The following is a 26,354-nucleotide window of genomic DNA, read 5'->3' as shown; positions in this document are numbered from 1 at the left end:
GTATTTTTTTAATTCGTCTTGGTGGATGCGAGAAAAGCGTCCATATCGATCACCGGAATGAGAGTACCCCGATGCTCCATCACAGTAGGAAACAATTCGCGTTGCCATTCTTCCTCATTGCTTTGTAGCTGACTGTCTTCAGCAGATGCCGTATCCTCCACCTGATCGACAAGCAGGGCAATCTTCGCACGACTGAGCAAAATCATTTTGTCCTCGGAGGAGTCGCTTGATGCGGGGAGAAACAGTTTCTTGCGTAGGTTAAGGATTGTAAATACATCGCCACGAATGGTCACCATTCCTTCATGCCACGCCTCGGAAAAGGGGAGCGGTGTCCCTTTTTTGGCATTCATGACTTCTTCGACTTCCAGAAAGTTTAACGCGAACTTCTTGTCCGCCAGACTGCACACAATATATTCAGACATAGCAATTCTCCTTACATATTCAGATAAGTCCATCACAAGTTGTGAACTAGCGATAAATTGGGTTAACTATTGCGTTTTAACAGACGGAACGATAAAGTGGAGGATGCGGTAAAATGGTTTTAGTTAATCACAGAATATCACAAACGAGCAGTTAAATCTTCCAAAATAACAACCAACCGGACAAGGCGTGGCTTCGAATTTCCCTTCATATATAATGTTTGGAGCTGAGGTCGTGTCCGATGCACTACATTTTAAGATAAGCGGGTTGAGGTAGAATGGATCATGAAAAGCAGCGGTTAAGTATCGAGGCAGCCAGATTATACTATCTGAACGACTATAGCCAGCAGGATATCGCGGTCAGACTCGGAGTTTCACGGCCTACGGTATCGCGGTTACTTCAGGCTGCCAAGGAACAGGGATACGTGCGGATCAGTATTGTGGACCCCATGGAGGATATGGACGCGCTCGGAGAGCAGGTGAAGAAGAAATACGGGCTGGATACCGTGCTGGTCTGTTATTCGCCATTAAATGAATATCAGGAGATCAAGAAGCATATTAGCAAAAAAGCAGCCGACTATTTGCATGAAACGGTACAGGATGCTGATATTATTGGAGTGACATGGGGAACAACCATGCATGCGGTGGCGCTTCATCTCCAACAAAAGCAGGTCAAGGGAGTTGAGGTGGTTCAGCTCAAAGGAGGCGTAAGCCATTCACATGTCAACACTTATGCCGTGGAAACCGTAAATTTGTTCGCAGAAGCCTTTAACACCATCGCTCGGTATTTGCCGCTGCCTGTGATTTTCGACAGTCAAGCTGTTAAGAAAATGGTCGAGGAGGATCGGCATATCCAGCGTATCATTGAACTTGGCAAGCAGGCGAACATTGCGGTGTTTACGGTGGGGACGGTCAAGGAGGATGCGCTGCTGTTCCGATTAGGCTATTTTAACCATGAAGAGCAGAAGCTGCTGCAAAAAATCGGCAAGGGCGATATTTGTTCACGCTTTTTTGACGATGAGGGCAACATATGCAGTCAGGAAATCAACAGCCGTACCGTTGGAATTGATTTACCTGAGCTGCGAAAGAAGGAGAAGTCCATCCTTGTAGCTGGAGGCCAGCGCAAAGTAGAGGCCATTCGGGCATCACTGCGCGGCAAGTATGCGAATATCTTGGTGACGGATCAGTTTACAGCACAAGCACTTTTGCAATAGAACCTGTGGGTCTCAATTCCAATTAAACATGGTTACGGAGTGTGCCTACAGGGTAACATGAATTGTAGGTGAACGGCCTGTGTACAAGCGTGAACATAATTTCAAAATGTGTTTTACATATGTTCAGAGTCGTGCTATGATGATCTCATCACAGAGAAATAATCGATTCATTTTCTTCACACTATTTATTAAATGAAGGAGCCTTTAGATATGAACATTGCAGCATTAATCGACCATACATTGTTGCGTGCAGATGCGACGAAGGATGAAATTACAAAACTGACTGCTGAGGCAAAAAAATACCAGTTTGCTTCCGTATGTGTGAATCCGGCGTGGGTAGCTTATGCAGCCGAACAGCTCGCAGGCACAGGCGTGGCTATTTGTACGGTTATCGGATTTCCACTGGGAGCCAATACATCGGCAACGAAAGCGTTCGAAACCAAAGATGCTATTGCTAACGGTGCAACTGAAATTGATATGGTAATTAACATAGGCGCTTTGAAGACGCGTGATGTACAGCTCGTTGAGCAGGATATCCGTGCGGTTGTGGAAGCGGCTGCGGGTACACTGGTAAAAGTAATTATCGAAACCTGCCTGCTGACAGACGAAGAGAAGGTACTGGCGTGTGAGCTGTCCGTCAAAGCCGGAGCAAATTTTGTGAAAACTTCGACGGGTTTCTCTACAGGTGGAGCTACTGTGGAAGACGTAGCGTTGATGCGCAAAACAGTAGGACCTGATATTGGTGTTAAAGCTTCTGGCGGCGTACGCAGCCTGGAGGACGTGCAAAAATTAGTAGAAGCTGGCGCAAGTCGGATCGGTGCAAGTTCCGGTGTGAAAATCATCGAGGGCGAGCAATCAACATCTTCCTACTAAGTTTATTTTAAAGTCATGGAGGGATTCGCGATGAAGGATCAATTGATTCAGAAAGCGCTTGAGGCGCGTAATCAGGCATATGTTCCGTATTCGAATTTTCAAGTGGGTGCTGCGGTTCTTGGGAGCGATGGCACGATTTATCACGGATGCAATGTGGAAAATGCCTCCTACGGCTTATGTAATTGTGCAGAGCGGACAGCGATTTTCAAAATGGTATCCGAAGGCTGCCGAAAAATTGATTCGATTGCGGTAGCAGCTGATACGGAAGGACCTGTGTCTCCATGTGGGGCCTGTCGTCAGGTCATTTCCGAATTTGCTCATCAAGATACCAAAATTTATCTGACAAACCTTCATGGCAATACGGAAGAGTGGACGGTGGATCAATTACTGCCGGGTGCCTTTCGACCTGCGGATCTGGGGAAATAAAAAAAAGAATGCCTCTTTGGGGCGCATTCTTTTTATGGGCAATGTAAGCGCTTAATGTAATGAGGGGGAATTGAAATGAAATATGTAATCGCTTTGGTGGGATTGCTCGTTGTATTTGCACTTACTTACGTTGCCAGCAGTGACAAACGTAAAATCAGGTATCGTCCGCTGATAGTTATGGTTGTTCTGCAAGCAGCGCTTGCTTTCGTACTGCTGAATACAGAGATTGGTGAAATTCTAGTCAAAGGTTTTGCAAAAGGTTTTAATAGTCTGATTGGTTATGCTATGGAAGGGATTAACTTTGTTTTTGGCGGAATTGCGAATGAAGGAGCAGCACCGTTCTTTATCGGTGTACTGCTGCCAATCGTGTTCATATCCGCACTGATTGGGATTTTACAATATGTAAAAGTGCTGCCTTTCATTATTAAATATATCGGGCTTGTCTTGAGCAAAGTAAACGGAATGGGTAAACTGGAATCCTACAACGCTGTAGCTTCGGCTATCTTGGGTCAATCCGAGGTATTTATTTCCGTTAAGAAGCAAATTGGTCTGCTGCCAAAACATCGGCTGTATACATTGTGTGCATCTGCGATGTCTACGGTGTCCATGTCGATTGTGGGAGCCTACATGCAAATGTTGAACCCCAAATATGTGGTTACCGCATTGGTGCTGAACCTGTTTGGCGGCTTTATTATCGCTTCCATTATTAATCCGTACAAGATTGAGAAGGAAGACGATTTACTGGAGGTTCAAGAGGAAGAGAAGCAGTCCTTCTTCGAAATGCTCGGGGAGTATATTATGGATGGTTTCAAGGTTGCTATTACGGTAGCTGCGATGCTGATCGGTTTTGTGGCGCTGATTGCCATGGTTAACGGTATTTTCTCCTGGTTGTTTGGGATCAGCTTTCAGGCGCTGCTTGGCTATGTGTTTGCACCGTTCGCCTTTGTTATGGGGATTCCGTGGAATGAGGCAGTGCAGGCGGGCAGCATTATGGCTACCAAGCTCGTATCCAACGAATTTGTGGCCATGCTGGATCTGACCAAGCAAACAGGCTTGTCCGAGCGTACGGTCGGAATCGTATCGGTATTCCTCGTATCCTTTGCAAACTTCTCATCCATCGGTATCATTTCTGGGGCTGTGAAGGGTCTGCATGAAAAACAGGGAAATGTAGTGGCCCGTTTTGGTCTGAAGCTGTTGTACGGAGCGACGCTGGTTAGCGTGCTGTCGGCAACGATTGCAGGGTTGTTTTTGTAAAAAAAACAGCGAATCAGGAAAGGATTTTTATGATGTCTAAATTTAAACGGATTCACTTGGTCGTTATGGACTCGGTTGGTATCGGCGAAGCACCGGATGCTGCCCAGTTTGATGATTATGATGTAGATACACTCGGTCATATTGCGCGCGAACGCGGCGGTCTGAACATGCCGAATATGGGTAAGCTCGGTCTGTCCAACATTCGTTCCATAGAAGGGGTACCGGTGGCCGATAAGCCACTCGCATATTACACCAAAATGCAGGAAGCCTCCAACGGCAAGGACACAATGACAGGTCATTGGGAAATCATGGGGTTGAATATTGCAGTTCCTTTCCGTGTATTCCCGGATGGGTTTCCAGATGAGCTGATCCAGCGCATTGAGGAGCATACAGGTCGTAAAGTTATTGGCAACAAGCCAGCCAGTGGCACGGAAATCATTGACGAACTGGGCGAAGAACACGTCAAAACAGGTGCACTCATCATCTATACCTCAGCAGATTCAGTGTTGCAAATTGCGGCACATGAGGAAGTTGTACCTTTGAAGGAGCTTTATGAGATTTGTGAGTTCTGTCGTAAAATCACGCTGGAAGATCCGTACATGCTGGGTCGAATTATTGCCCGTCCGTTCGTAGGTGAAGCAGGGAACTTCTCTCGTACCTCCAATCGACATGACTATGCGCTCAAGCCATTTGGTCGTACCACAATGAACGAGCTGAAGGATGCAGGTCTGGATGTAATCGCCTTGGGTAAAATCTCTGACATTTATGACGGCGAGGGTGTAACGAAAGCAGTGCGCACAGTGTCCAACATGGACGGCATGGATAAGCTGGTGGCTACGCTGGACGAGGAATTCACCGGATTAAGCTTCTTAAATTTGGTGGACTTTGATGCTGTATACGGCCACCGCCGTGATCCGCAGGGGTACGGTCAAGCCTTGGACGATTACGATGCCCGTCTCCCCGAGGTATTCGCCAAAATGAATGATGACGATCTGCTGATCATCACCGCAGACCATGGGAATGACCCAACATATCGCGGAACGGATCATACTCGCGAATATGTGCCTTTGCTGGCATATTCCCCTCGTTTTGCTGCTGGAGGCAAGGAACTGGCGGTTCGCAAGACGTTTGCGGATATTGGGGCGACCGTAGCGGATAACTTTGGTGTAAAACTGCCTGAACACGGAACTAGCTTTTTGGCAGAGCTTCAGTAATCTAGACGCCAGCAAGAGTGCAGGCAGGATGATTAGTAACGATATGAGTAACAATATGAGCATGGACAAATGGGACGGAGGAATAAAAACATGAGTGTACACATAGGAGCCAAACCTGGAGAAATTGCAGAAACGATTTTGCTACCAGGAGACCCGCTACGGGCGAAATTTATCGCTGAAACGTATCTGGAGGACGTGACCTGCTACAACGAGGTACGCGGAATGCTCGGATTCACGGGAACGTACCAAGGCAAACGTCTGTCTGTACAGGGAACCGGGATGGGGCTGCCTTCCATCAGTATTTATGTCAACGAACTGATTAGCGAGTATGGTGTGAAAAACTTGTTCCGTGTGGGTACTTGCGGCGGAATGAAGGAGCATGTGCACGTTCGTGACGTCATTTTGGCACAGGCATCCTGTACAGATTCCGGCATGAACCGCCATATCTTTGGCGGCTATGATTTCTCACCGATTGCCAGCTTCCCTCTCTTAAAGGGTGCTTATGATCGCGGTGTTGCCAAAGGCTTGAACATGCATGTCGGCAACGTATTCAGCTCAGACAGCTTCTACCGTGATGACAAATCAGTGGTACAAAAGCTGATGGAATACGGCGTGCTGGGTGTGGAGATGGAGACTTCGGCTTTATACACGCTGGCAGCCAAGTTTGGTGTAAACGCACTGACCATTCTGACGGTAAGTGATCATTTGCTGACAGGTGAAGAAACGACGGCAGAGGAACGGCAAACCACGTTTAAAGAAATGATGGAAGTTGCACTGGATACAGCAGTATCCCTGTAAACGATCATACGCACAGTGAGGAGAAATGACATATGAGAATGGTAGACTTGATTGAAAAAAAACGTGACGGAAAAGAACTGAGCACTGAGGAAATTAACTTTATTATCCAAGGCTATACTCAGGGTGAAATTCCTGATTATCAGGTCAGTGCATTGGCGATGTCTATTTTCTTCAAAGATATGAACGAACGGGAACGTGCTGATTTGACCATGGCAATGGTTCATTCAGGAGATACGATTGATTTGTCCGCAATTGAAGGTGTAAAGGTAGATAAGCACTCCACTGGTGGTGTGGGTGATACGACCACACTGGTACTGGCTCCGCTTGTAGCAGCCTTAGACATTCCAGTAGCGAAAATGTCAGGTCGCGGCCTTGGGCACACGGGCGGAACGATCGACAAGCTGGAGGCCATTGCAGGCTTTCACGTGGAGATCACTAAGGATGAATTCGTAGATTTGGTGAATCGCAGCAAAATTGCGGTCGTCGGACAAAGTGGCAACCTAACTCCTGCGGATAAAAAATTGTATGCTTTGCGTGATGTTACAGCAACGGTAAATTCGATTCCGCTGATTGCCAGCTCGATTATGAGTAAGAAAATCGCTGCCGGCTCTGATGCCATCGTACTGGATGTCAAGACAGGTGCGGGGGCATTCATGAAAACAGTAGAAGATGCCAAAGAACTGGCACATGCCATGGTAAGCATCGGGAACAATGTGGGTCGCAAGACTATGGCGGTTATTTCCGACATGAGCCAACCGTTGGGACTGGCTATCGGGAACTCACTGGAAGTTAAAGAAGCGATCGATACGCTGCGCGGCGAAGGACCCAAAGATCTGGAAGAGCTGTGTATGGCTTTGGGCAGTCAGATGGTATTTTTGGCCGGGAAAGCAGACTCTCTCGAAGACGCTGAAGAGAAGCTCAAAGAGGTCATTCGTAACGGCAAAGCACTGGAGAAATTTAAAGAGTTTATTACAAATCAGGGCGGCGACGCTTCTGTAGTGGATCATCCAGAACGGTTGCCACAGGCGCAGTATCTTATTGAAGTACCTGCAAAGCAGGACGGCGTGGTAGCTGAAATCGTGGCTGACGAAATCGGTACCGCTGCGATGCTGCTGGGAGCAGGTCGTGCGACCAAAGAATCCGAGATTGATTTGGCTGTCGGCTTGATGCTGAACAAAAAAGTCGGCGATGCAGTTCAAAAAGGCGATTCGCTGGTTACTATCCATGCCAACCGTGAAGACGTAGATCAAGTGCTGGAGAAAATCTACGCAAATATCCGTATTGCGGATCACGCGGAAGCTCCTGTGCTGATCTATGGAACGGTGACAGAGTAAGCTGTAGCTGTATAGTATAAGGCGTTAGCAGATCAACAGTTATAGAGCCGGAGCCCCTACATTAGAGGGCATCCGGCTTTTTTTGTTCTTAGCTCAGGCAACTGAGCGGTGGAATTAAAAAAGCGGTTGTCAAATTCTAGTGAGGGAACTATACTAAATTTATAAACTGACGACCGTTCGTAAGGTAATTGGAGGGAACACATGACACTACAGAAAATTAAAACAGCAAGCCTAAAGCAATTTGCGAGAAAGGGATACGATGCCGCCTCCCTACAATTGATTGCTGATGAGGTAGGAATCAAAAAGCAGTCTATTTATGCTCATTTTAAAAGCAAAGACGATTTGTTCTTAGACATATTTGCGGATGCGGTAGACCAAGAAATTTTGGAGCTGGATCGTTATTTTCAAGCTCAAGCTGAACAATCACTTGAAGCTGTACTGCGAGGATTGATTATTGAATTCAAAGAACGCTATGAGAGTGCCATGAATCTGCGTTTGATTCTGTATGTCGGATTTCTGATTCCATCTGCGTTGGAAAACCAGGTTCAGGCCTTGGTCACACGCTATGTACAGCATAAAACCAGCTTGGTATATGAGCGGCTGGCAGCCGAAACGTCAGTTAAGCTTCGTGTTCCAGTTCAATCTGCCACTATAGCCTATATGAATTTGATTGAAGGGATGCTGGTAGAACTGGTGTACAACGGCACCGCTGGTTTTGATCCGCGTCTGGAAAGCTCCTGGGATATTTACTGGCACGGCTTGGTTCAGGTCTGATCATCTAAGCCTTTAAAGTAAATATGATTGTATTGGGGGAAGAGAGTTGTGTCTATGAAAGAAACCTTTTGGTCCAGAAATTTTATATTTTTGATGATATCCAACGCTCTATTATTTATGGCATTTGAAATGCTTATGCCCACGTTGCCACTGTTTGTGGAAAGTCTTGGCGGCAGTCCGTCACAGATTGGCTTGGTGACAGGCGTGTTTATGTGCTCAGCTATATTGATTCGTCCATTCTCAGGCACACTGATCCAGCTTTTGGACAAGAAATATGTACTGATTATTGGAGTTGTGATTTGTATGCTGGCAACGGGAAGCTACATGCTTTCCACCAGTTTGGTCCTGCTGTTAGTCTTTCGACTAGTACATGGTTTTGGATTTGGTATTGCGAGCACATTGTATGCCACCTCAGCCTCAGATGATTTGCCTCCTCATCGTATGGGGGAAGGAATGGGCTACTTTGGCGTAGGTGAAACCGTAGCGATTTCAGTCGGCCCCCTGCTTGGCATATGGATGCTTCATGCGGCAGGTTTTAGCGGGCTATTTTCCACGGGAGCTATAATTTTGCTGCTGTCGCTTGTGATGAGCATATTGGTTCGTCGCCGTTCTGCGAACCCCACGACGGCAGATACAGCAAAGGACAAAAAGAAGGTTCCATTTAAATTATTTGAAAAAAGAGTGCTGCTGCAATCTGGTCTTGTGCTTCTAATTGGCGTGGTGGCAGGGGGAGTGATGTCTTTCGTGGCCTTATTTGCCAAGGAGCAGGGTTTTACAAATGCGGCCTGGTTCTTCTTTACGGTGGCAATGGCAAGCTTCCTCGTTCGGCTGGTGTCCGGTAGGATTTTTGATACTAAAGGTCCAGCTTATATCTTAATCCCCGCAGGAATTGTGCTTATCGTCGCCATCGTTATGGTGGCTTCATCACGGACCGAGCTACAATTTTTAATTGCTGCTGTGCTGTATGGTTTGAGTTTTGGCGCTATTTTTCCAGCTTTACAGGCTTGGGCTATCAGTGTAGTCGGAGAAGATGAGCGAGAGGATGCTGTAGGCTCCTTTTATAATTTTTTCGATTTGGGGATTGGTGGCGGTTCTTTGATTCTAGGGATGATTGCCGGATTAACCTCTTATAAAACAATGTATCTATTTTCCACTTTGCTGATTGCGGCTTATTTAATTATCTTTGTGGTGTATAGTGTGCTGGATAAGAAAAAGTCTCGTAACACGTTGAACGTGTAATCTACTAATATGGATGATCTAGATAGAGAGCCACCGTATGGATTCCTTTGAACAAGTTTGAAAAATATGACAGCCAGACTCATAATAGATATGAGTTTGGCTTTTTTTATTGTTAGGGTGCAGGACAGCACAGAGGAGGAGAGACATGTTCCGATTATACAGCGATGTTCGTGGGACAGCTTATGAAAGACTGATTGATTATGCTATGGAACGGGCAGATACATTTATGCTAGGCGTACATAACTGGGTAACTGAGGATGACAATGGAGTCGCCGACAAGGATGTTTTGTTCGAGAAATTGTTACAGCAATTGAATCCTTTTTTGCTGTCCACGCACTCCTATGAGGAAATAAGGGGAAAGCATTCCATTGCCTACACAGCCGGAACCTTTTACCAGTACCAATGCACGCCTGAGGCTGGAAGAGTATTAAAGCATGCGGCGTCCAGCCTGTTTTCCTGACGGTGACGACTGACTTCATACAGCATAGCTCCAGTATATTTTGTGAAGGAGGAATATGAAATGGTGGAAAAATGGGTTTGGATGGGTGTGGCGGGGGTGATCGTAGGCTATGTCGCTTTTGCCAATATGAGCGTTCCGACGAACACCTATACTACATCAACGGCGGGTGCCACGCATCAGACAGCTCCGCTTAGCATGCAGAATAAGCAAGGGGAAGCAGCGAAGCGTATCGTACATGACCAAAGAATGCAATTCGGAGGACAAGGACAAACAGAATTTAGATTTGAAGAGGGGCGCAAGCTGTATATCAGTATCAAGAATACAGGAAGGCAACCCGTACGATACAAGCTCAACAGTTCGAATGGATCAGACTTGCAAGGCACAACGAGCGGCTTTTCTAGCCGAACGTTACAGCCGGGAGAACGCCACGATCTGCTGTTTATCAAGCCAGAGGGGCAGAATGAGGCTGCAAATGGCTCCTTGAAAGAGCTGATTTTGAAAGTAAGTACGGACGACGGATCACGAGGAGACATCAAAACCTTCGCATATATTACACTGTAAGCTCCTTCCAGAATGGGCACGACATGCGGTCATTAGTCTACTTATGTTACAATAGAACGGTTGAAGACTTAATGAACAGAATAGGTCAGAGTAGAAAGCAGAAAGGATGACCCGTTGTGCCCAAAAAACATGAATCCGATAATCACAAAATGTCACGGAGGCTGTCACTTACAGCCATTTTACTTACACTTACATTTGTAGCTCTTACTGGCTGCGGCCAGGATAATAATGCTGAACCGAGTGATGCTGGAAGCAGTACAAGCATGATCGAGAACAGTGCTGGAGGCAATCAGAGCGGTTCAGCACAAAATGACAAAGCAGCTAAAGAGAGCGAGAGTGCAGAAAACAGCGGTACTGATGCGAAAAAGTCAGCTCCTTCCGTCCCAGCTCCTTCAAAGGATACATCTTCTGCTCCGGCAGCCTCCAATACATCTCAAAATCCTTTTGAGGTAGCAGGTATTCAAGATCCTAAAGCATTTTTGAACACATTCAAAGCGTTGCAGAAGGCTGTTGCCGACAATGATAAGGAGAAGGTAGCCAATTTTATTTTGTACCCTCTGCGTGTCAATGATAGTGAAAAGTCGCTAACGATTCCGAACAAAAAAGATTTTCTGGCTAAATATGATCAGATTTTTACGGACGCGATTCGTGAAGCGCTAGTGAACCAAAAGACAGATGAGTTGTTTGTTAATTATCAGGGAGTTATGGTGGGATCGGGTGAGCTGTGGCTGAGAAGAGCTACGGACAATCCGAAGCATTTTGGAGTCTTTTCGATCAATCTTGAAACGGTAGCCAACTAAGTCGTATTCCACGTGTGCCCATGCCCTCTAGGCGGTCGGAAACGTATACAATGTTTCTGACTGTCCCCCCTTGAAGAAAGCGATTTATAGATCATCCCATTCCAAAAAAAGGTTTGACATCCCTCATAAACTCTCGTATTATATCCATATAACTCATTAAACAGGTAGGAATTAAAGTATTAAAGTATAACCTCGCCATTCTGGCGGAGAACCTCTAGGAACAGCAGGCAGACACTGTCCAAGCGACAGGTTTGACCTATCAGGGCTGCATCAGGGAATTCTCCGCCCTTTTTTTTGATTATGTCTGTAAATAACAGGCGTAAATGAATGGGTATTTACAAATTACATAGAATGAGGGGTGTCTTGATGAAGAGGAATTATAAAACTGGACTTATTCTCGGACTATCTTTGGTTTTAACGATGGTGCTAAGTGCTTGCGGGGCAAGCAAGGAAGGGACGCAAGCGGATGGTAGCTCTGCTTCCGGCTCCAAGGACGTGGAGTTGCTCAATGTTTCTTATGATCCGACCCGTGAGTTGTATGAGGCATATAATAAAGCGTTTGCCGCCCATTGGGAGAAGGAGAAAGGACAGAAGGTTACAATCAAGCAATCCCACGGGGGATCTGGCAAGCAAAGCCGCTCTGTGCAGGACGGGCTGGATGCAGACGTGGTTACATTGGCCCTGGGCTATGATATTGATGCGTTACAGGAGAAAGGGCTTGTTAAAGAAGGATGGCAAAGTAAATATGAGCATAACAGTTCCCCATACACCTCAACCATCGTGTTATTGGTACGTAAAGGGAACCCGAAGGGGATCAAGGACTGGGATGATCTAGTCCGCGGCGATGTACAGGTCATTACACCGAACCCTAAAACCTCGGGTGGAGCCCGCTGGAACTATCTTGCAGCCTGGGCCTATGCGCTCAAAAAGAACAACAACGATGAAGCCAAAGCCCAGCAGTTTGTACAGGAGCTGTATAAGCATGTGCCGGTATTGGATAGCGGAGCGCGTGGAGCGACGACGACTTTCGTAGAGCGTGGAATTGGCGATGTGCTGATCGCTTGGGAAAATGAAGCACTGCTGTCTGTGAAGGAGCTAGGTGCGGATAAATTCGATATCGTATATCCGTCGATCAGTATTTTGGCTGAACCTCCGGTAGCGGTGGTCGATAAAGTGGTAGATAAAAAAGGTACACGCGAGGTGGCGGACGCATACCTGAAATATTTGTACAGTGAAGAAGGGCAGACCATTGCTGCTGAAAATTATTATCGCCCAACATTAGAAAGTGTGACGGCAAAGTTCAAGGATCAATTTCCTAATCTGGAGCTTGTAACCTTGAAGGATGTATTCGGAACATGGAAAGAGACACAGCAAAAGCATTTTAGCGACAAGGGGATTTTTGACCAGATTTATGTACCTGGTAGTTCATAACATAAGTGAAGTGTAAAGGCGAGAGGATCAGTTGGCGCGAGTGCCATAGTCAAAGGATGCAGAGAGGGATGGACAGAACATGAGTCAAATGCAAGCCACCCGAAAACGCGTACTTCCCGGTTTCGGGTTAACGATGGGTTATAGTGTGCTGTATCTCAGTCTGGTGGTGCTGGTGCCATTATCAGCACTGCTCCTGAATTCAACCGGGCTGACGTGGGAGAAATTTTGGGACGTGGCGACGGATGCCAGAGTGCTGGCTTCCTACAAGGTGAGCTTTTTGTGTGCCGCAGCCGCGGCGCTGATCGATCTGTTTCTCGGTTTATTGATCGCCTGGGTACTGGTGCGTTATGAGTTTCCAGGGAAACGAATGTTTGATGCGGTCATCGATCTGCCCTTTGCATTGCCCACGGCGGTGGCAGGGGTTGCGTTGACCGCTCTATATGCACAGAACGGCTGGATCGGCTCACTGTTCGAACCGCTTGGGTGGAAAATGGCATACTCACAGACAGGGATTACGCTCGCGTTGATGTTTATTGGCATTCCGTTCGTCGTACGGACAGTTCAGCCGGTGCTGGAGGAGCTGGACAAGGATGAGGAAGAGGTGGCTGCTACGCTGGGAGCGGGCAGATGGCGTACCTTCCGCAGCGTTATTGTGCCGGAGCTGGTACCCCCGCTGCTGACGGGTTTTGCGCTTGCCTTTGCCCGCGGCATTGGCGAGTACGGATCTGTCGTCTTCATTTCTGGCAATATGCCGATGAAGACCGAGATTGCTCCGCTGCTCATTATGTCCAAGCTGGAGCAAAATGACTACGCAGGGGCTACGGCGGTGGCATTGATGCTGTTGGTCATTTCGTTCGTACTGTTATTCGTGATTAACAGTTTTCAGCGCTGGTCACGGCGCCGTGCAGTCTAACGCAACTGTCTAACGTTAGCATGCAGACAGCAGAGGTCTGCGCATTAACCCCGTGTTCAAGGAGGGATACATCATGTCACAAGCGATAACTGGGCAGGAGCTTGCTTCTGCACCAGTGCCTTCATCCGCACCGCCCAATAGGGTTACAACCGAAGCCCCTTGGGTCAAGTGGACGCTCATTGGTGCTGCTTTTTTAGCTTTGCTCTGGGTGTTGGTATTGCCGCTAATCGTCGTGCTTACCGAAGCACTCAAGCAGGGATGGAGCGTATACGTTGAAGCGCTACGGGACCCGGATGCCATGTCCGCATTGCGTTTGACGCTGCTGGTGGCAGCGATAACGGTTCCGCTGAATACGGTATTTGGTGTAGCGGCCGCCTGGCTGATCACAAAATTTCATTTTCGCGGTAAAGGTGTGCTGGTCACCTTGATTGATTTACCCTTTGCGATCTCGCCTGTCGTCGGAGGACTGATGTATGTATTAGTGTTTGGCGCACAGGGCTGGCTTGGGCCGTGGCTGGACGAGCATGATATTAAAATTATATTTGCTTTGCCAGGCATTATTTTGGCAACGCTGTTCATTACATTTCCTTTTGTGGCGCGCGAGCTTATTCCGCTGATGGAAGATCAGGGGCAGCAGGAGGAGGAAGCGGCGGTCACACTGGGCGCACGCGGCTGGCGCATTTTCTGGAAAGTGACGCTGCCGAATATCAAATGGGGTTTGCTGTACGGCATTATTCTGTGTAATGCGAGAGCCATGGGCGAGTTTGGTGCAGTGTCCGTCGTCTCGGGACATATTCGGGGCGAGACGAATACACTTCCGCTGCATGTGGAGATTTTGTATAACGAGTATCAGTTCTCGGCATCTTTTGCGGTGGCCTCGTTGTTGTTGCTGCTTGCTTTGGCAACCTTGGTGCTTAAAAGCTGGTTTGGACGCAAACGCGTGCATTAATTAATAATTGTGTATATGATCCAACAGGGCCTCTCTTTGTGTCTATCGTCTGTTAACGGCGAGAAGATGGGAAGAGAGGCCCTTGTTCTAAGGTGGCTTATATGGATAATAAAATGATCATATCAAGGCACGTTGGTGTGCCCAGGAGGAGCGAAGGGAAATATGAAACATCCGTTTCAGTCCTACCGTCAGTTGTTTCCGGTGCTGTCCTCACATATCCATGTAGGAAGCTGTTCCCAGGGGGCGATATCGAGACCGGTTTCCGCTGCCATTGAGGAATATCATCGAAGCTTGCTGCAACACGGTCATAACGGCGACCTATCTATGGCACGGTTGGAGGAGGCAAGAGGACATTTTGCCAAGCTCATCGGGGCGGAGCCTGACGAAATTGCGGTGCTGTCTTCAGCTTCTGAGGCAATTGCTGGCGTGGCCACTGCCCTTCCTTATGTACCGGGAAAAGAAGGGATTGTGTATGCAGACACCGACTTTCCGACGGTGGGCCACATCTGGCAGGCACAGGAGATGTTCCGTGATCATATTTGCTGTATCCCTTCTACGGAGGGAGAAGTGACCCTAGAGCAGTATGAGGAGCATGTTACGGAGAATACTGCGCTCATTATGGTATCCCATGTGAATTATACCAACGGATTTCAGCAGGATCTCAAATCCATTGCACATATAGCTCATCGAAATCAGGCGTTACTATTCGTCGATGCCTATCAGTCTGCAGGAATGATTCCGATAGACGTAAAGGCGATGGGCATAGATATGCTGGTCGCGGGAGCACGCAAATATATGCTGGGGATACCGGGAGTGGCTTTTCTTTATATAAGTAAGGAGCGAATAGAACGCTTCAAGCCCCGTCTTACGGGCTGGCTTGGACAGGAGTCAGCCTCCCGGTTTGATATTGCTCATCCGGTTCCGGCGGCAGGAGCCCGGCGCTTTGAGACAGGATTACCTTCCTTCATTAGCATTTTTGCCGCCAATGCAGCCTTAAAGCTACTGCTGGAAATTGGGGTTACGAACATTCAGACCTATATGAATGAGCTGTTGGACTTTTCTGTTGAATATGGATGCAGCAAAGGGTTACACATACGTATACCTGATGGAGGAGGCACTATACCAAGTCTGCTCGCTGTTGAAGTAGCCGATGTGTCGGCGGTAGAGAGGCGCTTGCGGAGCCGAAATATGATTGTGTCAGCACGAAAGGATGTTATTCGTGTGGCTCCGCATTTTTACAATACGGCAGAGGAAGTCCGGCGGGTCCTAGATGAACTAGGTGGGGGTTGTTGAACAGCAAAAGCCTCTTCCGAGTCAATGGGAGCATAGCATTTCCCTTTTACACAGGAGAGGCTTTTGTTAGGATAGAGATGTTTAATTATACAACCCGTTTGCGCAGCCAGCCAGATACCAGATCCGTCAAAATGATTAAGACTACAATGCCGAGTAAAATGATGCCTACACGGTTCCAGTTGCGCATTTGGAGTGCAAACAGCAGCGGAGTCCCAATACCACCTGCACCAACCAGGCCGAGCGTGGTTGCGGACCGGATGTTAATTTCAAAACGATAGAGCGAATAGGAAAGAAACTGTGGAATCACCTGTGGCAGCACAGCGAAGAAAATGACCTGCCAACGGTTGGCACCGCATGCGATCAAAGCTTCCTGCGGCCCGTGATCGACACTTTCAATCGTTTCTGAGAAAAGCTTGGCCAGCATGCCGATGGAGTGAATGCCGAGGGCAAGCACACCTGCAAACGAGCCGGGACCTACGGCTTTAATGAATAGAATGGCGACGATCATTTCGGGAAATACCCGAATGACACTAAGTACAAACTTCCCGCTGCCTGATAAGGGGCGTAGACGGGTCATATTGCTCGATGCCCAAAAGGCAAACGGAAGACAGACAAATGCGGATACGAAGGTTCCGAGCACTGAAATGACCAGTGTATCCAGCAACCCACGCAGCAAGTCCTCCCCCTCAGGGATGTAGACAAATGACCAGTCGGGATGAAGAAAGCCGTCCAATATTGCGACAGAGACGCTTTTGGCCGTCCCTTGTAATCCTTCAAACTGCATCCCGCGAAAAGCCCAAATGTAAATGATAATTAGCAGAATAGCTAACGCCCAAAAGCGCAGGCGGGAGCCAATAGGTCTGCGAAGCGTAGGATCATTCATAATAATTTCCTCCGTAGCAGGTTACTGCCGTAATCAATCGCAAGGACGATGACGAGGGTCAGTAGAATAATAATGCTTGCCCGGTCATATCGGAACAGCCCAAGGGAACGGTCAAGCAGCAGACCGATGCCGCCAGCGCCGACGAGCCCCAGAACAGAAGCTGCGCGCACATTAACCTCAAAGGTGTATAGCAAATACGACACAAAATAAGGCAGTGCCTGCGGAACCACACCAAAGGCGATGACTTGAATGCGGCTCGCACCAACAGCGGTCATGGCCTCCAGTGGCCCTGGATCAATGGCTTCAATCGCCTCAAAGGTCAGCTTGGCGATGATCCCGAAGGAGAAGAACAGCAGGGCGAGCATCCCTGCAAACGGTCCGATGCCGAATACGGCCACAAAGATCGAGGCAAACAGCAAATCGGGAATCGTCCGTACCAGGTTCAGGATCGTGCGCATCGGCAGCGAGATTAGCTTGCGCGGCATCACATTATAGGCGCACAGCAACGCGACAGGGATTGCCAATATGGCTCCCAGTGTCGTACCGACAATAGCGATCTGGATCGTTTCCAGCATCGGTTTCCAGATGATAGGCAGGTAACTCCAGTCAGGAGGAAACATTTCTTCCAGCAATTTGCCCATCTCCGGTAAGCCAACGATCAATTGGTAAGGCGTGGCATCCGTATGAATGGAGCAGGCTATCAGCACCACGATAAAAATCATCCAGGTAGCGTAACGCTTATAACGTCCTGGCAAAGGTGGCCCTGCAGGCGGCTTGCTTGGCTGCGGTGGTCCAGCAGATGGTGACGGTTGCGTTGAAGAGAGCGGCTGGGCAGTAGAGTCGGGCTTCATGATCCCACTCCCAGCAGTTCATCATGCTTGATGGCCCGGCCGTAGATCTCCGCAAAGGCTTCATCCGTAGCCTCCTCCGGTGTGCCATCAAAGACGACTTCTCCCGCGCGTAATCCGATGATCCGTGTTGCATATTCGCGCGCCAGATCAATGAAATGCAGATTGACAATGGTCGTAATCTGCATTTCCCGGTTGATTCGCTGGAGATCGTCCATCACCTGGCGGGTGGTCAGCGGATCAAGCGACGCGACAGGCTCGTCCGCCAGAATGATTTTAGCCTCCTGCGCCAGAGCACGTGCGATGGATACACGCTGCTGCTGGCCACCGGACAGCTCATCGGCTCGGCTGTAGGCTTTTTCGCGGATATTTACGCGTTCCAGCGCCGTTAGTGCCAGCTCGATATCTTCCTTCGGGAAGAGACCAAGAATGGTCCGCAGCGTCGAATGATAACCGACGCGGCCCGAAAGTACGTTGCGAAGCACCGTCGAGCGCTTAACCAGATTGAAGCTTTGAAAGATCATGCCGATATCACGGCGAATGCGCCGCAGCTCGCTGCTTCCGGCAGACGTAACAGACTTGCCGCCTACAACGATGTCGCCGGACGTGATGTCATGCAGTCGGTTAATGGAACGCAGCAGGGTGGACTTACCTGCACCGGATAAGCCGACAATGACGACCATTTCTCCCTCCTGAATCGTCAAATTAATATTATTCAACCCTTTGGTGCCGTTCGGGTATGTTTTCGATACGTTTCGAAATTCAATCATATGCTCCCAACTTTCTCCCCGATAGGGTGGAATGAAAACAACACCGCCATGAATACATGGACGGTGCTGCCCTGTCATTCGTAAAGCCTGTTTCGTACCTGTTACTTTACCGCTTGGCCGACGGCTTCGGCGTATTCACGCACAGAATCGAAGTTTTTATCGTCGCCCTTCTCATAACCTACATGGGTGTAAATTTCTTTAATGATTTCGCCACCTTCAGGATCGTTGGCAATGTCCATAAAGGCTTGGGCGATTTTGTCTCTCCACGTTTGATCCATATCGGAACGTACGCTGACGGTGTCATTTGGAATTTTAGCTGTGTAATGAATGACACGTGTTTTTTCAAATACGTCCGGGATTTCCTTCTTCACTGTGTTACGTGCATCCTGGAAAACAGCGACAGCATCAACCTGGCCGTTCAGCAGTGCCAGAATAGCAGCGTCGTGGCCTTTGATCGTCACACCCTGCACATCCGTATCTGGGTCCACGCCAGCTTTTTTCAGCTCTGCTGCGGGATACACATAGCCTGCGGAGGAGGTAACATTTTGCCAGCCAACCTTCTTGCCTTTCAGATCAGCCAGACTTTGAATCGGAGAATCCTTTTTCACCACGATCATTGCTTTATAAAAGTTTACTTTTTCAGTCGTGTCTTTGCCTGTAGCATCTTCAATGCCATAGCGTTGAGCTTGCAGGAGCAAGTCGGCCGCTTTACGATTATCGTGTGCCAGTACATAAGCGTTCGGCGGAAGGAATCCTACATCGACCTGTTTGGAAGACATGGCTTCCACAATCGTATTGTAATCAGGAGATACGGTTACTTTTACCGGAATTCCGAGCTTGTCCCCCAGCAGTTTTTCGAGCGGTTTTGCCTTGGCTTCGAGAGTATCTGCATTTTGAGAAGGAACGAATTGTACCTTTAGCTCCTTAGGGACATAGGCTGTGCTTTCTTTTTTAGAGCCATCTGTACCTGGAGTGGAGGCGCTGTTGTTATTGCTTGCATTTGAGCCACAAGCGGCTAAACCCGCTGCCAGTGTGAAGGTCATGCACAAGGTCAGTGCTTTTTTGAACAAAATAATTTCCCCCTAAACATCGTAATAACAAAAATTTAAAAAACCTGTAAATTCAGTGACAAACCAAATCTTAACAGCTAGTCCTGCAGCTAGGGTAAAAACCACTCCTGACTTTGGTAAAAATGATGTAAAATTTATCATTTGCTAGAGACCATAAGCGGTATTTATACGAATTGCATCTTTTAACATTCTCTTAACAGTGCTCTGTTAGACTTGTTCAAGCTCTATGACCGAAGCTGAGGGAGAGAACAAGATTGGATAATTTGGACATTAATGATAAGACAGAGCAGGAAAATGCAGGTGTTGTGAGGGCGAAATTCCGCATTATGGTTACAACTGATCTGCATGTCAGCTTGTGGAATTATGATTATTATACAGATCAGGAAACGCTGCATTACGGTTTGGCGCAAACCGCTAGTCTGATTCACACGGCTCGGGCAGAGGTGCCCAATCACCTGCTGCTGGATAACGGAGATGTGATTCAGGGGAATCCGATGGGAGATTATGCTGTACAGCGGCTCCATCAGAACCCAAGCGAGGTGCATCCCGCCTATAAAGCCATGAATCTGCTGGGGTACGAGGCAGGCAGTATTGGTAATCATGAATTTAACTATGGGTTGGAATATTTGCAGACTTGCCTTCAAGGAGCACAGTTTCCTTATGTGAATGCCAACATCTATATAGCGGGAGAGGAAGAACAAAACTACTTCACGCCTTATCTATTGCTGGATAAGACGGTTGAGGATGAAGCAGGCCGTAAGCATCTGCTGAAGGTGGGAGTCATCGGCTTTGTGCCTCCGCAAATTATGCAATGGGACAAGGCGTGGTTGGAAGGGAAACTTATCGTCAAAGATATGCTGGAAACCGCAAGACGGTTTATTCCAGAAATGCAGGCGGAGGGAGCCGATCTCATCATTGCGATGCCCCATGCAGGCTTTGAGGATATTCCCGAAATTCCCAATATGGAAAATGCGGTGCTGCATCTGAGCAGGGTGGAAGGGATCGATGCCATTGTGTTTGGTCATGCCCATAAAGTATTTCCCGGCCCTTCGTTCTTAGGTATGGCAGGTGTGGATACAGAGCAGGGCACCATCCATGGCATTCCAGCAGTAGAGCCGGGCTTCTGGGGAGATCATCTGGGTATTATTGATCTGGATCTGGCCCTTATTGGAGGGAAGTGGCAAGTGACTGCATCTGCTGCCGAGGTACGCCCGGTGTATGACCCGATACGCAAGGAAGCCCTCGTCCAACCCGATACTGCTATCCAGCAGGCGGTAGCAGCTGAACATGCGGGAACCCTAGATTACATCCGTGCACCTGTAGGTCAAACGACAGTAGCAGTGAACAGCTTTTTTGCCCAGGTGATGGATGATGCTTCGGTTCAGCTCGTGAATGATGCGCAAATTTGGTATGTGAAACAGCAGCTACAAGGGAGCGAGTATGAAGGGTTGCCCATTCTGTCGGCAGCAGCTCCTTTTAAAACAGGTGGCAGATATGGTCCGGCGTATTATACCGATATTCCCGCAGGGACGCTGGCGATCAAGCATATCGCCGACCTGTACAATTTTCCGAATACGCTGCATGTCGTTCGACTGAGCGGGGCAGAAATTCGGGAATGGCTTGAGTGGTCGGCCGGTCAATTCAGGCAAATTGACCCTTTGGCAAAGGAGGAGCAAGAGCTGATTAATTCTGATTTTCCAAGCTTTAATTTCGATATCATCGATGGCATCACGTATCAGATTGATGTAACACAGCCAGCCAGATATGATGCTGCCGGGGAATTAAAGGACCTAGAAGCGCACAGAATCATTCATATGTCTTTTGAAGGGGAACCAATGGATATGCAGCGGAGCTATCTGGTTGTTACGAATAACTATCGCGCATTCTCCTCTGCGCTGGTTAATCCGGGTGGAGAGCGAATTATACTGGCTTCCCCGGATGAGAACCGACATGTGCTGACTGAGTATGTGCGGCATATGAAGACGTTGACGCCAAAGGCCGACGGTCACTGGTCCCTCGCCCCATGGTCGGGTCGTCCACATGTGACCTTCCTAACCTCATCGCAAGCAACGAATGTTGCCCATGCTTATTCTGAATTGCTCTATGAAGGACTGACGGCAGAAGGATACGCTAAGTTTGCTCTTGATTTTCGTCAATTTTAAAATATTTTGCAAGTTATTGTCCTCTAAGTCCACAGCATCAAAATAATAGAAAAAGACTGTCTCTCAGAGGACGGTCTTTTTTCATAAAACAGATTTAAAATCGTACGAAACTCGTGATTTTATATGTCCTGAGTCGTGTTTAAAGTTATTGACCTCTCGTATAATTAGACATATACTTTGATTAAACAAATTTTGGTTTAAAAGGTAATGAAAAAGTCACCATCATTCGTTTGAGGGGGTGTCCCTTTGGAAAAAAACACCACGATCCGCGCAGAGATAGAAAAGTATATTCAAAGTGAAGGCATTTCGATGCAATGTTTTGCAGATGCTTCTAAGGTAAATCCGGGTACACTTAGCGGTATACTTAACCGAAACCCACCACGGCCTATTTCAGTTAATCAGCTTGATCTGATTACTGAGGCGATGGGATTGGAAGAAGGATCTTTGTTCGAGATGTATGTTGATGAGTGTTTTATTCATTCCTTGCCACACTGGAGGAGGCTGCGTCCGTTTCTTCTTCGTTGCTCAGAGTTGAACAAGCTGGACTGTATACGCAGTGTGCTTGGTTATTTGATGGACGATTTATCGAATGTTCCGGCTATTTTTGAGACTGCAGAAGCGATGTTTGAGGATGGTCGACATGAAGCCTCCATGCTTTTGTATGATTGTGTCATTGAGAGTGAGAAGTATACCCACTCCGAACGGTTGGCGATTAGCTATTTTCGCATATTCCAGATTCAGATTAAGGATAACCAACGGAACTTGAAGGCTGCTGTACAATTCCATTTGTACCGTAGTCGTCTACCGGAAATTTATGCACTGGAAGGCTTACATATGCTATCTCAAGTGTTTGCTTTAAAAATGCAATGGTCCGAGATGGAAATGTATGCGGACGAGCTAAGAGAGTTGGCGCAGGCATTGTATCGCAATCGGAACCGCTTTGGAGATGAGCACCTGGAGCTGATTAAGCCGCTCGTTTATTACTATGCTCAAGGGCATCTGCTTAAGGCCAGCTGCTATGAGTTTCAGGGTAGATATGAGGAATCCAAGCAATGGATTGAAGGTTACGCAGATTTGAGCTGGTTTGAGGGTTTGGACGAGGAAGGTTGGAAAGTGGTCAACCTGCATCGTGTATATGCACAGGGCAACCGACTTTGTATTGAAATCAAAATGGGCAACACTTCTGCAATCTATGAATATATTACTTACCTGCGCGAGCATCCGGATGAGACACTGGAAGGCCTGAATACGTTGCTCGAATCGGCGAACCGGTTTGGCTATTTCGTAGATGCCGAGCTGGAGCTGTTCAACCAGCAACTCAAGAGATTCTGGGAGCTTGCACCGGAGCAATGGGACACACATTATCGCAAGCACTTTAATGCATTTCGTTTTGCTTCTTTTTGCAAGGTGTATGCGGAATATTATTTTCGAAAAGGCGATTACCCCAAGGGCTTGGGACAAACACTGCATTGCCTGCAATTGTCTGTCGATAACAGCTATACCGAACATATCATTGGTTGTATGGCTTTATTTGAGCAGCATCGAAATTTTGCTACCCCGGAACAGCAGCAGTTGTATCAGAGTCTTTGCCTCGGCGTACGGGCAAACGAAAAAAACCATGCCTATGATCACAGTGCTGGTGGGTATTTATAATTCTAAAATTCATTCAAATTCTTCATATAACACGTACTTACGAGGATGTTCTCATTTCAAAGGGGGATATTCTCGTTTTTTAGCTGTTGCTGGTTCTTGTGACTTTTCGTATGGAAAGGACCGTTTTGCGCGTTGACAAGTTTCGCATGCAGGATTAGGATAAATGCAGCACAGAAAGTGAAGGAGAGCATGTACTAATGACGATTCCCAAAACACTAACGATAGCCGGCTCCGACACAAGCGGCGGAGCAGGTATTCAGGCGGACCTGAAAACCTTCCAGGAGCTTGGCGTATATGGCATGACTGTATTGACTACCGTAGTTGCGATGGAACCTAAAACCTGGAACCATCTTGTATATCCTGTTGCGTTGGACGTGGTTGAGGCGCAGTTGCGTACTGTATTGGAAGGTATCGGTTTTGATGCAATGAAGACCGGTATGCTGGGTTCCGTAGATATCATCGAACTGGTGGCCAGCTACTTGAAAAAGCATGATCTGAAACGGATTGTGATTGACCCGGTTATGGTCTGCAAAGGCACGGATGAAGTGCTTCAACCGGAAAATACAGAGGCCATGCTGGAATTGTTGATTCCTGGCGCTGACCTGGTAACACCGAACTTGTTCGAGGCTTCGCAGCTGGCGAAGAATGGACCGATCACGACACTGGAGCAGATGCAGGAAGCGGCTGCTATTATCCACGAGCGTGGTGCTAAGCATGTACTGATCAAGGACCGTGGCAAAATTCGCGCTGGTAAGGCGATGGATCTGCTGTATGACGGAATCACTTTTGACTGGTTTGAAGCGGATGTTGTACAAACCAACTTTACCCACGGTGCAGGCTGTACCACTTCGGCTGCGGTAACGGCTGGTTTGGCACAAGGGCTGACTGTGCGTGAAGCTGTGGATCAGGCCAAGAAATTCATTACACAGGCCATTGAAGGTGGCTTCAAGTTAAATGAATTTGTCGGTCCGACCCTGCATGTGGCACATCGTTTGCAAAATCAATAAAGCATGAAGGGCTGCCATATGAAGGAGACTTATAAATCTCCACCAGACTGTATATATATTGAGGTTACTTTAGATAACGACATCTATGATATATGGAGTTAGCCTAGGCTTAAAAGCCGCAATACATGGTATTGCGGCTTTTGAGGTTGTATTATTTTGGTATTTCAGCTTCCAGTTTGGTCTAATCGTACTGTATAATAGGCATCAGATTTATTACATTAAAGGGGGAAATGAAGCAATGACATTATTCAGCGAAATGGCTTACAGTCGGCCAGAGCAACCTGAAATTGAACAGCGGTTTAAAACGCTGTTGCAGCAGTTTCGTGAAGCGGACAGTGTAGAACGTCAAAATGAAGTTATTCATGCGATTAACAAGCTGCGCAGTAATGTGGAAACGCAATTGCAATTGGTGGAAGTTCGGCACTCCATTGATACGGAGGATGCCTTTTACAAAGCGGAGCAAGAGTACGCTGATGATTTCATGCCGGTTATTCAGGAGTATGTAACCGATTACTACCGAGCATTGGTGGATTCTCCATTTAGAGCTGAGTTGGAGAGCCAATGGGGCAGCCAGCTTTTCAGTATTGCCGAGGTAGCGCTCAAGTCGTTCCACCCGGATATCATTGAGGATTTGCAGCAGGAAAATAAGCTGACCTCGGAATATGCTCAATTGATTGCCTCAGCGAAGATCCCGTTCGAGGGGGAAGAACGCACATTGTCTCAGCTCCTGCCTTTTGAAATGGCAACCAATCGCGAGACCCGCAAACAGGCCTCCGAGGCCAAATATCAATTTATGAGTGAGCATGAGGATGAGTTGGACCGGATTTATGATGAATTGGTGAAGGTTCGTACACGCATGGCACACAAGTTGGGCTATGACAATTTCGTAGAATTGGGTTATGCCCGCTTGGGACGTACAGATTACAATGCAGAGATGGTAGCCAATTTCCGCGAGCAGGTACTGAAGCACATCGTTCCTCTGGCGACCAAGCTGAAAGAGCGCCAACGCGAGCGGATCGGAGTAGATCAGCTTCGCTATTACGACGAGGGCTTCAACTTCTTGTCAGGCAATCCTACGCCCAAAGGCGATCCGGACTGGATTCTTCGTAATGGAGCACGTATGTATGAGGAGCTTTCACCGGAAACACATGAATTTTTCAGTTTTATGGTTGAGCGTGGACTGATGGATTTAATCAGCAAAAAGGGTAAGCAAAGCGGAGGCTACTGTACATTTTTGAGCGAATACGGCACGCCATTTATTTTCTCCAATTTCAATGGGACATCCGGTGATATCGACGTATTGACGCATGAAGCAGGTCATGCCTTCCAGGTCTATGAAAGCCGACATTTTGAAATTCCCGAGTACCACTGGCCAACCATGGAGGCGGCTGAAATCCATTCGATGAGTATGGAGTTTTTCGCATGGCCTTGGATGAAGCTGTTCTTTGAGGAAGACACGGACAAATATCACTTTGAACACCTATCTTCAGCGCTGCTGTTCGTGCCTTACGGTGTAGCCGTAGACGAATTCCAGCATGCCGTATATGAACACCCGGATTGGACCCCGGCCGAACGTAAAAATGCATGGCGTTCCATTGAACGCAAGTATAAACCGCATCTGGATTATGAAGGCAACGAGTACCTCGAAAAGGGCGGATTCTGGCACAAGCAGGGACATATTTTTCAATCTCCGTTCTATTATATTGACTATACGCTGGCACAATTATGTGCATTCCAGTTCTGGAAGCGTATGGGTGAAGACCGAGCGGCAACGTGGGAAGATTATTTGAAGCTGTGTCGTGCCGGAGGAAGCCGATCCTTTACCGGATTGGTTGAGCTGGCTGGACTGATCTCGCCGTTCCAAGATGGCTGCATCGCCTCTGTGATCGGAGAAATTGAAGCATGGCTGAACAGTGTGGATGATAAGAAGCTGTAAGTACAGCCAAAAAGGGCATTTCGCTTGCCTCTCAAAGCTGGAAAGCTTGTAGATGAGATGCTTTTTAAATGAA

25 protein-coding genes are annotated in these 26,354 nt (G+C 47.7%); 20 read left to right on the top strand and 5 right to left on the bottom strand.

All coding sequences use genetic code 11. The features are described 5' to 3' along the window. Positions 1-8 precede the first annotated feature (8 nt). Complete coding sequence (locus ACUC6J_RS21210) at positions 9-422, bottom strand: chemotaxis protein CheW (RefSeq protein WP_017425579.1); 414 nt, start codon at positions 420-422, stop codon at positions 9-11. Positions 423-697: 275 nt separating this feature from the next. Between ACUC6J_RS21210 and ACUC6J_RS21205 the strand changes: the two genes are divergently transcribed. The 16 genes from ACUC6J_RS21205 (at position 698) to ACUC6J_RS21130 (ending at position 15,952) form a co-directional block, all read left to right on the top strand. Further along, positions 698-1,633, top strand: a complete 936-nt coding sequence (locus ACUC6J_RS21205; RefSeq protein ID WP_017425578.1) for a sugar-binding transcriptional regulator — start codon at positions 698-700, stop codon at positions 1,631-1,633. A 210-nt stretch (positions 1,634-1,843) separates the two neighbouring features. Continuing rightward, entirely contained in the window at positions 1,844-2,506 is a 663-nt protein-coding gene (gene deoC, locus ACUC6J_RS21200) for a deoxyribose-phosphate aldolase (RefSeq protein ID WP_044786291.1), read from the top strand. 30 nt (positions 2,507-2,536) lie between these two features. Further along, the gene (locus ACUC6J_RS21195; RefSeq protein WP_016820386.1) at positions 2,537-2,932 is read left to right on the top strand and encodes a cytidine deaminase; all 396 of its coding nucleotides are present in this window, start codon (positions 2,537-2,539) and stop codon (positions 2,930-2,932) included. A gap of 75 nt (positions 2,933-3,007) precedes the next feature. Further along, positions 3,008-4,186, top strand: coding sequence for a NupC/NupG family nucleoside CNT transporter (locus tag ACUC6J_RS21190; protein WP_016820385.1), 1,179 nt, complete (start codon positions 3,008-3,010; stop codon positions 4,184-4,186). Positions 4,187-4,215: 29 nt separating this feature from the next. Further along, positions 4,216-5,400: a phosphopentomutase gene (gene deoB / locus ACUC6J_RS21185; protein WP_180361613.1), complete on the top strand. Its 1,185-nt coding sequence runs from the start codon at positions 4,216-4,218 to the stop codon at positions 5,398-5,400. A 90-nt stretch (positions 5,401-5,490) separates the two neighbouring features. After that, positions 5,491-6,198, top strand: coding sequence for a purine-nucleoside phosphorylase (gene deoD / locus ACUC6J_RS21180; protein WP_013373173.1), 708 nt, complete (start codon positions 5,491-5,493; stop codon positions 6,196-6,198). A 32-nt stretch (positions 6,199-6,230) separates the two neighbouring features. After that, positions 6,231-7,532, top strand: a complete 1,302-nt coding sequence (locus tag ACUC6J_RS21175) for a pyrimidine-nucleoside phosphorylase (protein ID WP_016820383.1) — start codon at positions 6,231-6,233, stop codon at positions 7,530-7,532. Between the two features lie 201 nt (positions 7,533-7,733). Beyond that, the gene (locus tag ACUC6J_RS21170) at positions 7,734-8,306 is read left to right on the top strand and encodes a TetR/AcrR family transcriptional regulator (RefSeq protein WP_017425574.1); all 573 of its coding nucleotides are present in this window, start codon (positions 7,734-7,736) and stop codon (positions 8,304-8,306) included. 48 nt (positions 8,307-8,354) lie between these two features. Then, a complete protein-coding gene (locus ACUC6J_RS21165) occupies positions 8,355-9,545 on the top strand; it encodes an MFS transporter (protein ID WP_257126310.1) in 1,191 nt (396 codons plus the stop codon). Positions 9,546-9,690: 145 nt separating this feature from the next. Beyond that, a complete protein-coding gene (locus ACUC6J_RS21160; RefSeq protein ID WP_016820380.1) occupies positions 9,691-10,005 on the top strand; it encodes a hypothetical protein in 315 nt (104 codons plus the stop codon). A gap of 60 nt (positions 10,006-10,065) precedes the next feature. Beyond that, on the top strand, positions 10,066-10,566 hold the full coding sequence (locus ACUC6J_RS21155) for a hypothetical protein (protein ID WP_044786288.1): 501 nt from the start codon (positions 10,066-10,068) through the stop codon (positions 10,564-10,566). 116 nt (positions 10,567-10,682) lie between these two features. After that, entirely contained in the window at positions 10,683-11,366 is a 684-nt protein-coding gene (locus ACUC6J_RS21150; RefSeq protein ID WP_025365877.1) for a hypothetical protein, read from the top strand. A gap of 366 nt (positions 11,367-11,732) precedes the next feature. After that, the gene (locus tag ACUC6J_RS21145) at positions 11,733-12,797 is read left to right on the top strand and encodes a sulfate ABC transporter substrate-binding protein (protein ID WP_017425569.1); all 1,065 of its coding nucleotides are present in this window, start codon (positions 11,733-11,735) and stop codon (positions 12,795-12,797) included. 79 nt (positions 12,798-12,876) lie between these two features. Continuing rightward, complete coding sequence (gene cysT / locus ACUC6J_RS21140; RefSeq protein WP_016820376.1) at positions 12,877-13,710, top strand: sulfate ABC transporter permease subunit CysT; 834 nt, start codon at positions 12,877-12,879, stop codon at positions 13,708-13,710. Between the two features lie 73 nt (positions 13,711-13,783). Continuing rightward, a complete protein-coding gene (cysW, locus tag ACUC6J_RS21135; protein ID WP_013373166.1) occupies positions 13,784-14,659 on the top strand; it encodes a sulfate ABC transporter permease subunit CysW in 876 nt (291 codons plus the stop codon). A 162-nt stretch (positions 14,660-14,821) separates the two neighbouring features. Continuing rightward, positions 14,822-15,952, top strand: a complete 1,131-nt coding sequence (locus ACUC6J_RS21130) for an aminotransferase class V-fold PLP-dependent enzyme (RefSeq protein ID WP_340865610.1) — start codon at positions 14,822-14,824, stop codon at positions 15,950-15,952. An 85-nt stretch (positions 15,953-16,037) separates the two neighbouring features. Here the strand turns inward: ACUC6J_RS21130 and phnE (ACUC6J_RS21125) are convergent, their stop codons facing one another. The 4 genes from phnE (ACUC6J_RS21125) to ACUC6J_RS21110 all read right to left on the bottom strand — a co-directional run bounded on the left by phnE (ACUC6J_RS21125) (position 16,038) and on the right by ACUC6J_RS21110 (position 19,523). Further along, positions 16,038-16,835, bottom strand: a complete 798-nt coding sequence (phnE, locus tag ACUC6J_RS21125) for a phosphonate ABC transporter, permease protein PhnE (protein ID WP_340865608.1) — start codon at positions 16,833-16,835, stop codon at positions 16,038-16,040. Continuing rightward, a complete protein-coding gene (gene phnE / locus ACUC6J_RS21120; protein ID WP_019688655.1) occupies positions 16,832-17,686 on the bottom strand; it encodes a phosphonate ABC transporter, permease protein PhnE in 855 nt (284 codons plus the stop codon). Before phnE (ACUC6J_RS21120) ends, phnE (ACUC6J_RS21125) begins: the two co-directional genes overlap by 4 nt. After that, positions 17,683-18,453: a phosphonate ABC transporter ATP-binding protein gene (phnC, locus tag ACUC6J_RS21115; protein ID WP_029514360.1), complete on the bottom strand. Its 771-nt coding sequence runs from the start codon at positions 18,451-18,453 to the stop codon at positions 17,683-17,685. Before phnC ends, phnE (ACUC6J_RS21120) begins: the two co-directional genes overlap by 4 nt. Before the next feature lie 101 nt (positions 18,454-18,554). Continuing rightward, positions 18,555-19,523, bottom strand: coding sequence for a phosphate/phosphite/phosphonate ABC transporter substrate-binding protein (locus ACUC6J_RS21110; protein WP_447249384.1), 969 nt, complete (start codon positions 19,521-19,523; stop codon positions 18,555-18,557). Between the two features lie 254 nt (positions 19,524-19,777). On the opposite strand from ACUC6J_RS21110, the gene ACUC6J_RS21105 reads away from it, so the two are divergent. From ACUC6J_RS21105 to ACUC6J_RS21090, 4 genes are all read left to right on the top strand, one after another. After that, a complete protein-coding gene (locus tag ACUC6J_RS21105) occupies positions 19,778-21,685 on the top strand; it encodes a bifunctional 2',3'-cyclic-nucleotide 2'-phosphodiesterase/3'-nucleotidase (protein WP_447249383.1) in 1,908 nt (635 codons plus the stop codon). 246 nt (positions 21,686-21,931) lie between these two features. After that, complete coding sequence (locus ACUC6J_RS21100; protein WP_025365873.1) at positions 21,932-23,338, top strand: hypothetical protein; 1,407 nt, start codon at positions 21,932-21,934, stop codon at positions 23,336-23,338. Between the two features lie 197 nt (positions 23,339-23,535). Continuing rightward, entirely contained in the window at positions 23,536-24,345 is an 810-nt protein-coding gene (gene thiD, locus ACUC6J_RS21095) for a bifunctional hydroxymethylpyrimidine kinase/phosphomethylpyrimidine kinase (RefSeq protein WP_025365872.1), read from the top strand. A 238-nt stretch (positions 24,346-24,583) separates the two neighbouring features. Then, complete coding sequence (locus ACUC6J_RS21090) at positions 24,584-26,281, top strand: M3 family oligoendopeptidase (protein ID WP_447249382.1); 1,698 nt, start codon at positions 24,584-24,586, stop codon at positions 26,279-26,281. Positions 26,282-26,354: the final 73 nt, after the last annotated feature.

This window comes from Paenibacillus sp. JJ1683 (assembly GCF_053006485.1).
Note: the sequence above shows the minus strand (reverse complement) of the source record. Positions and strands in the feature narration are given on the sequence as shown.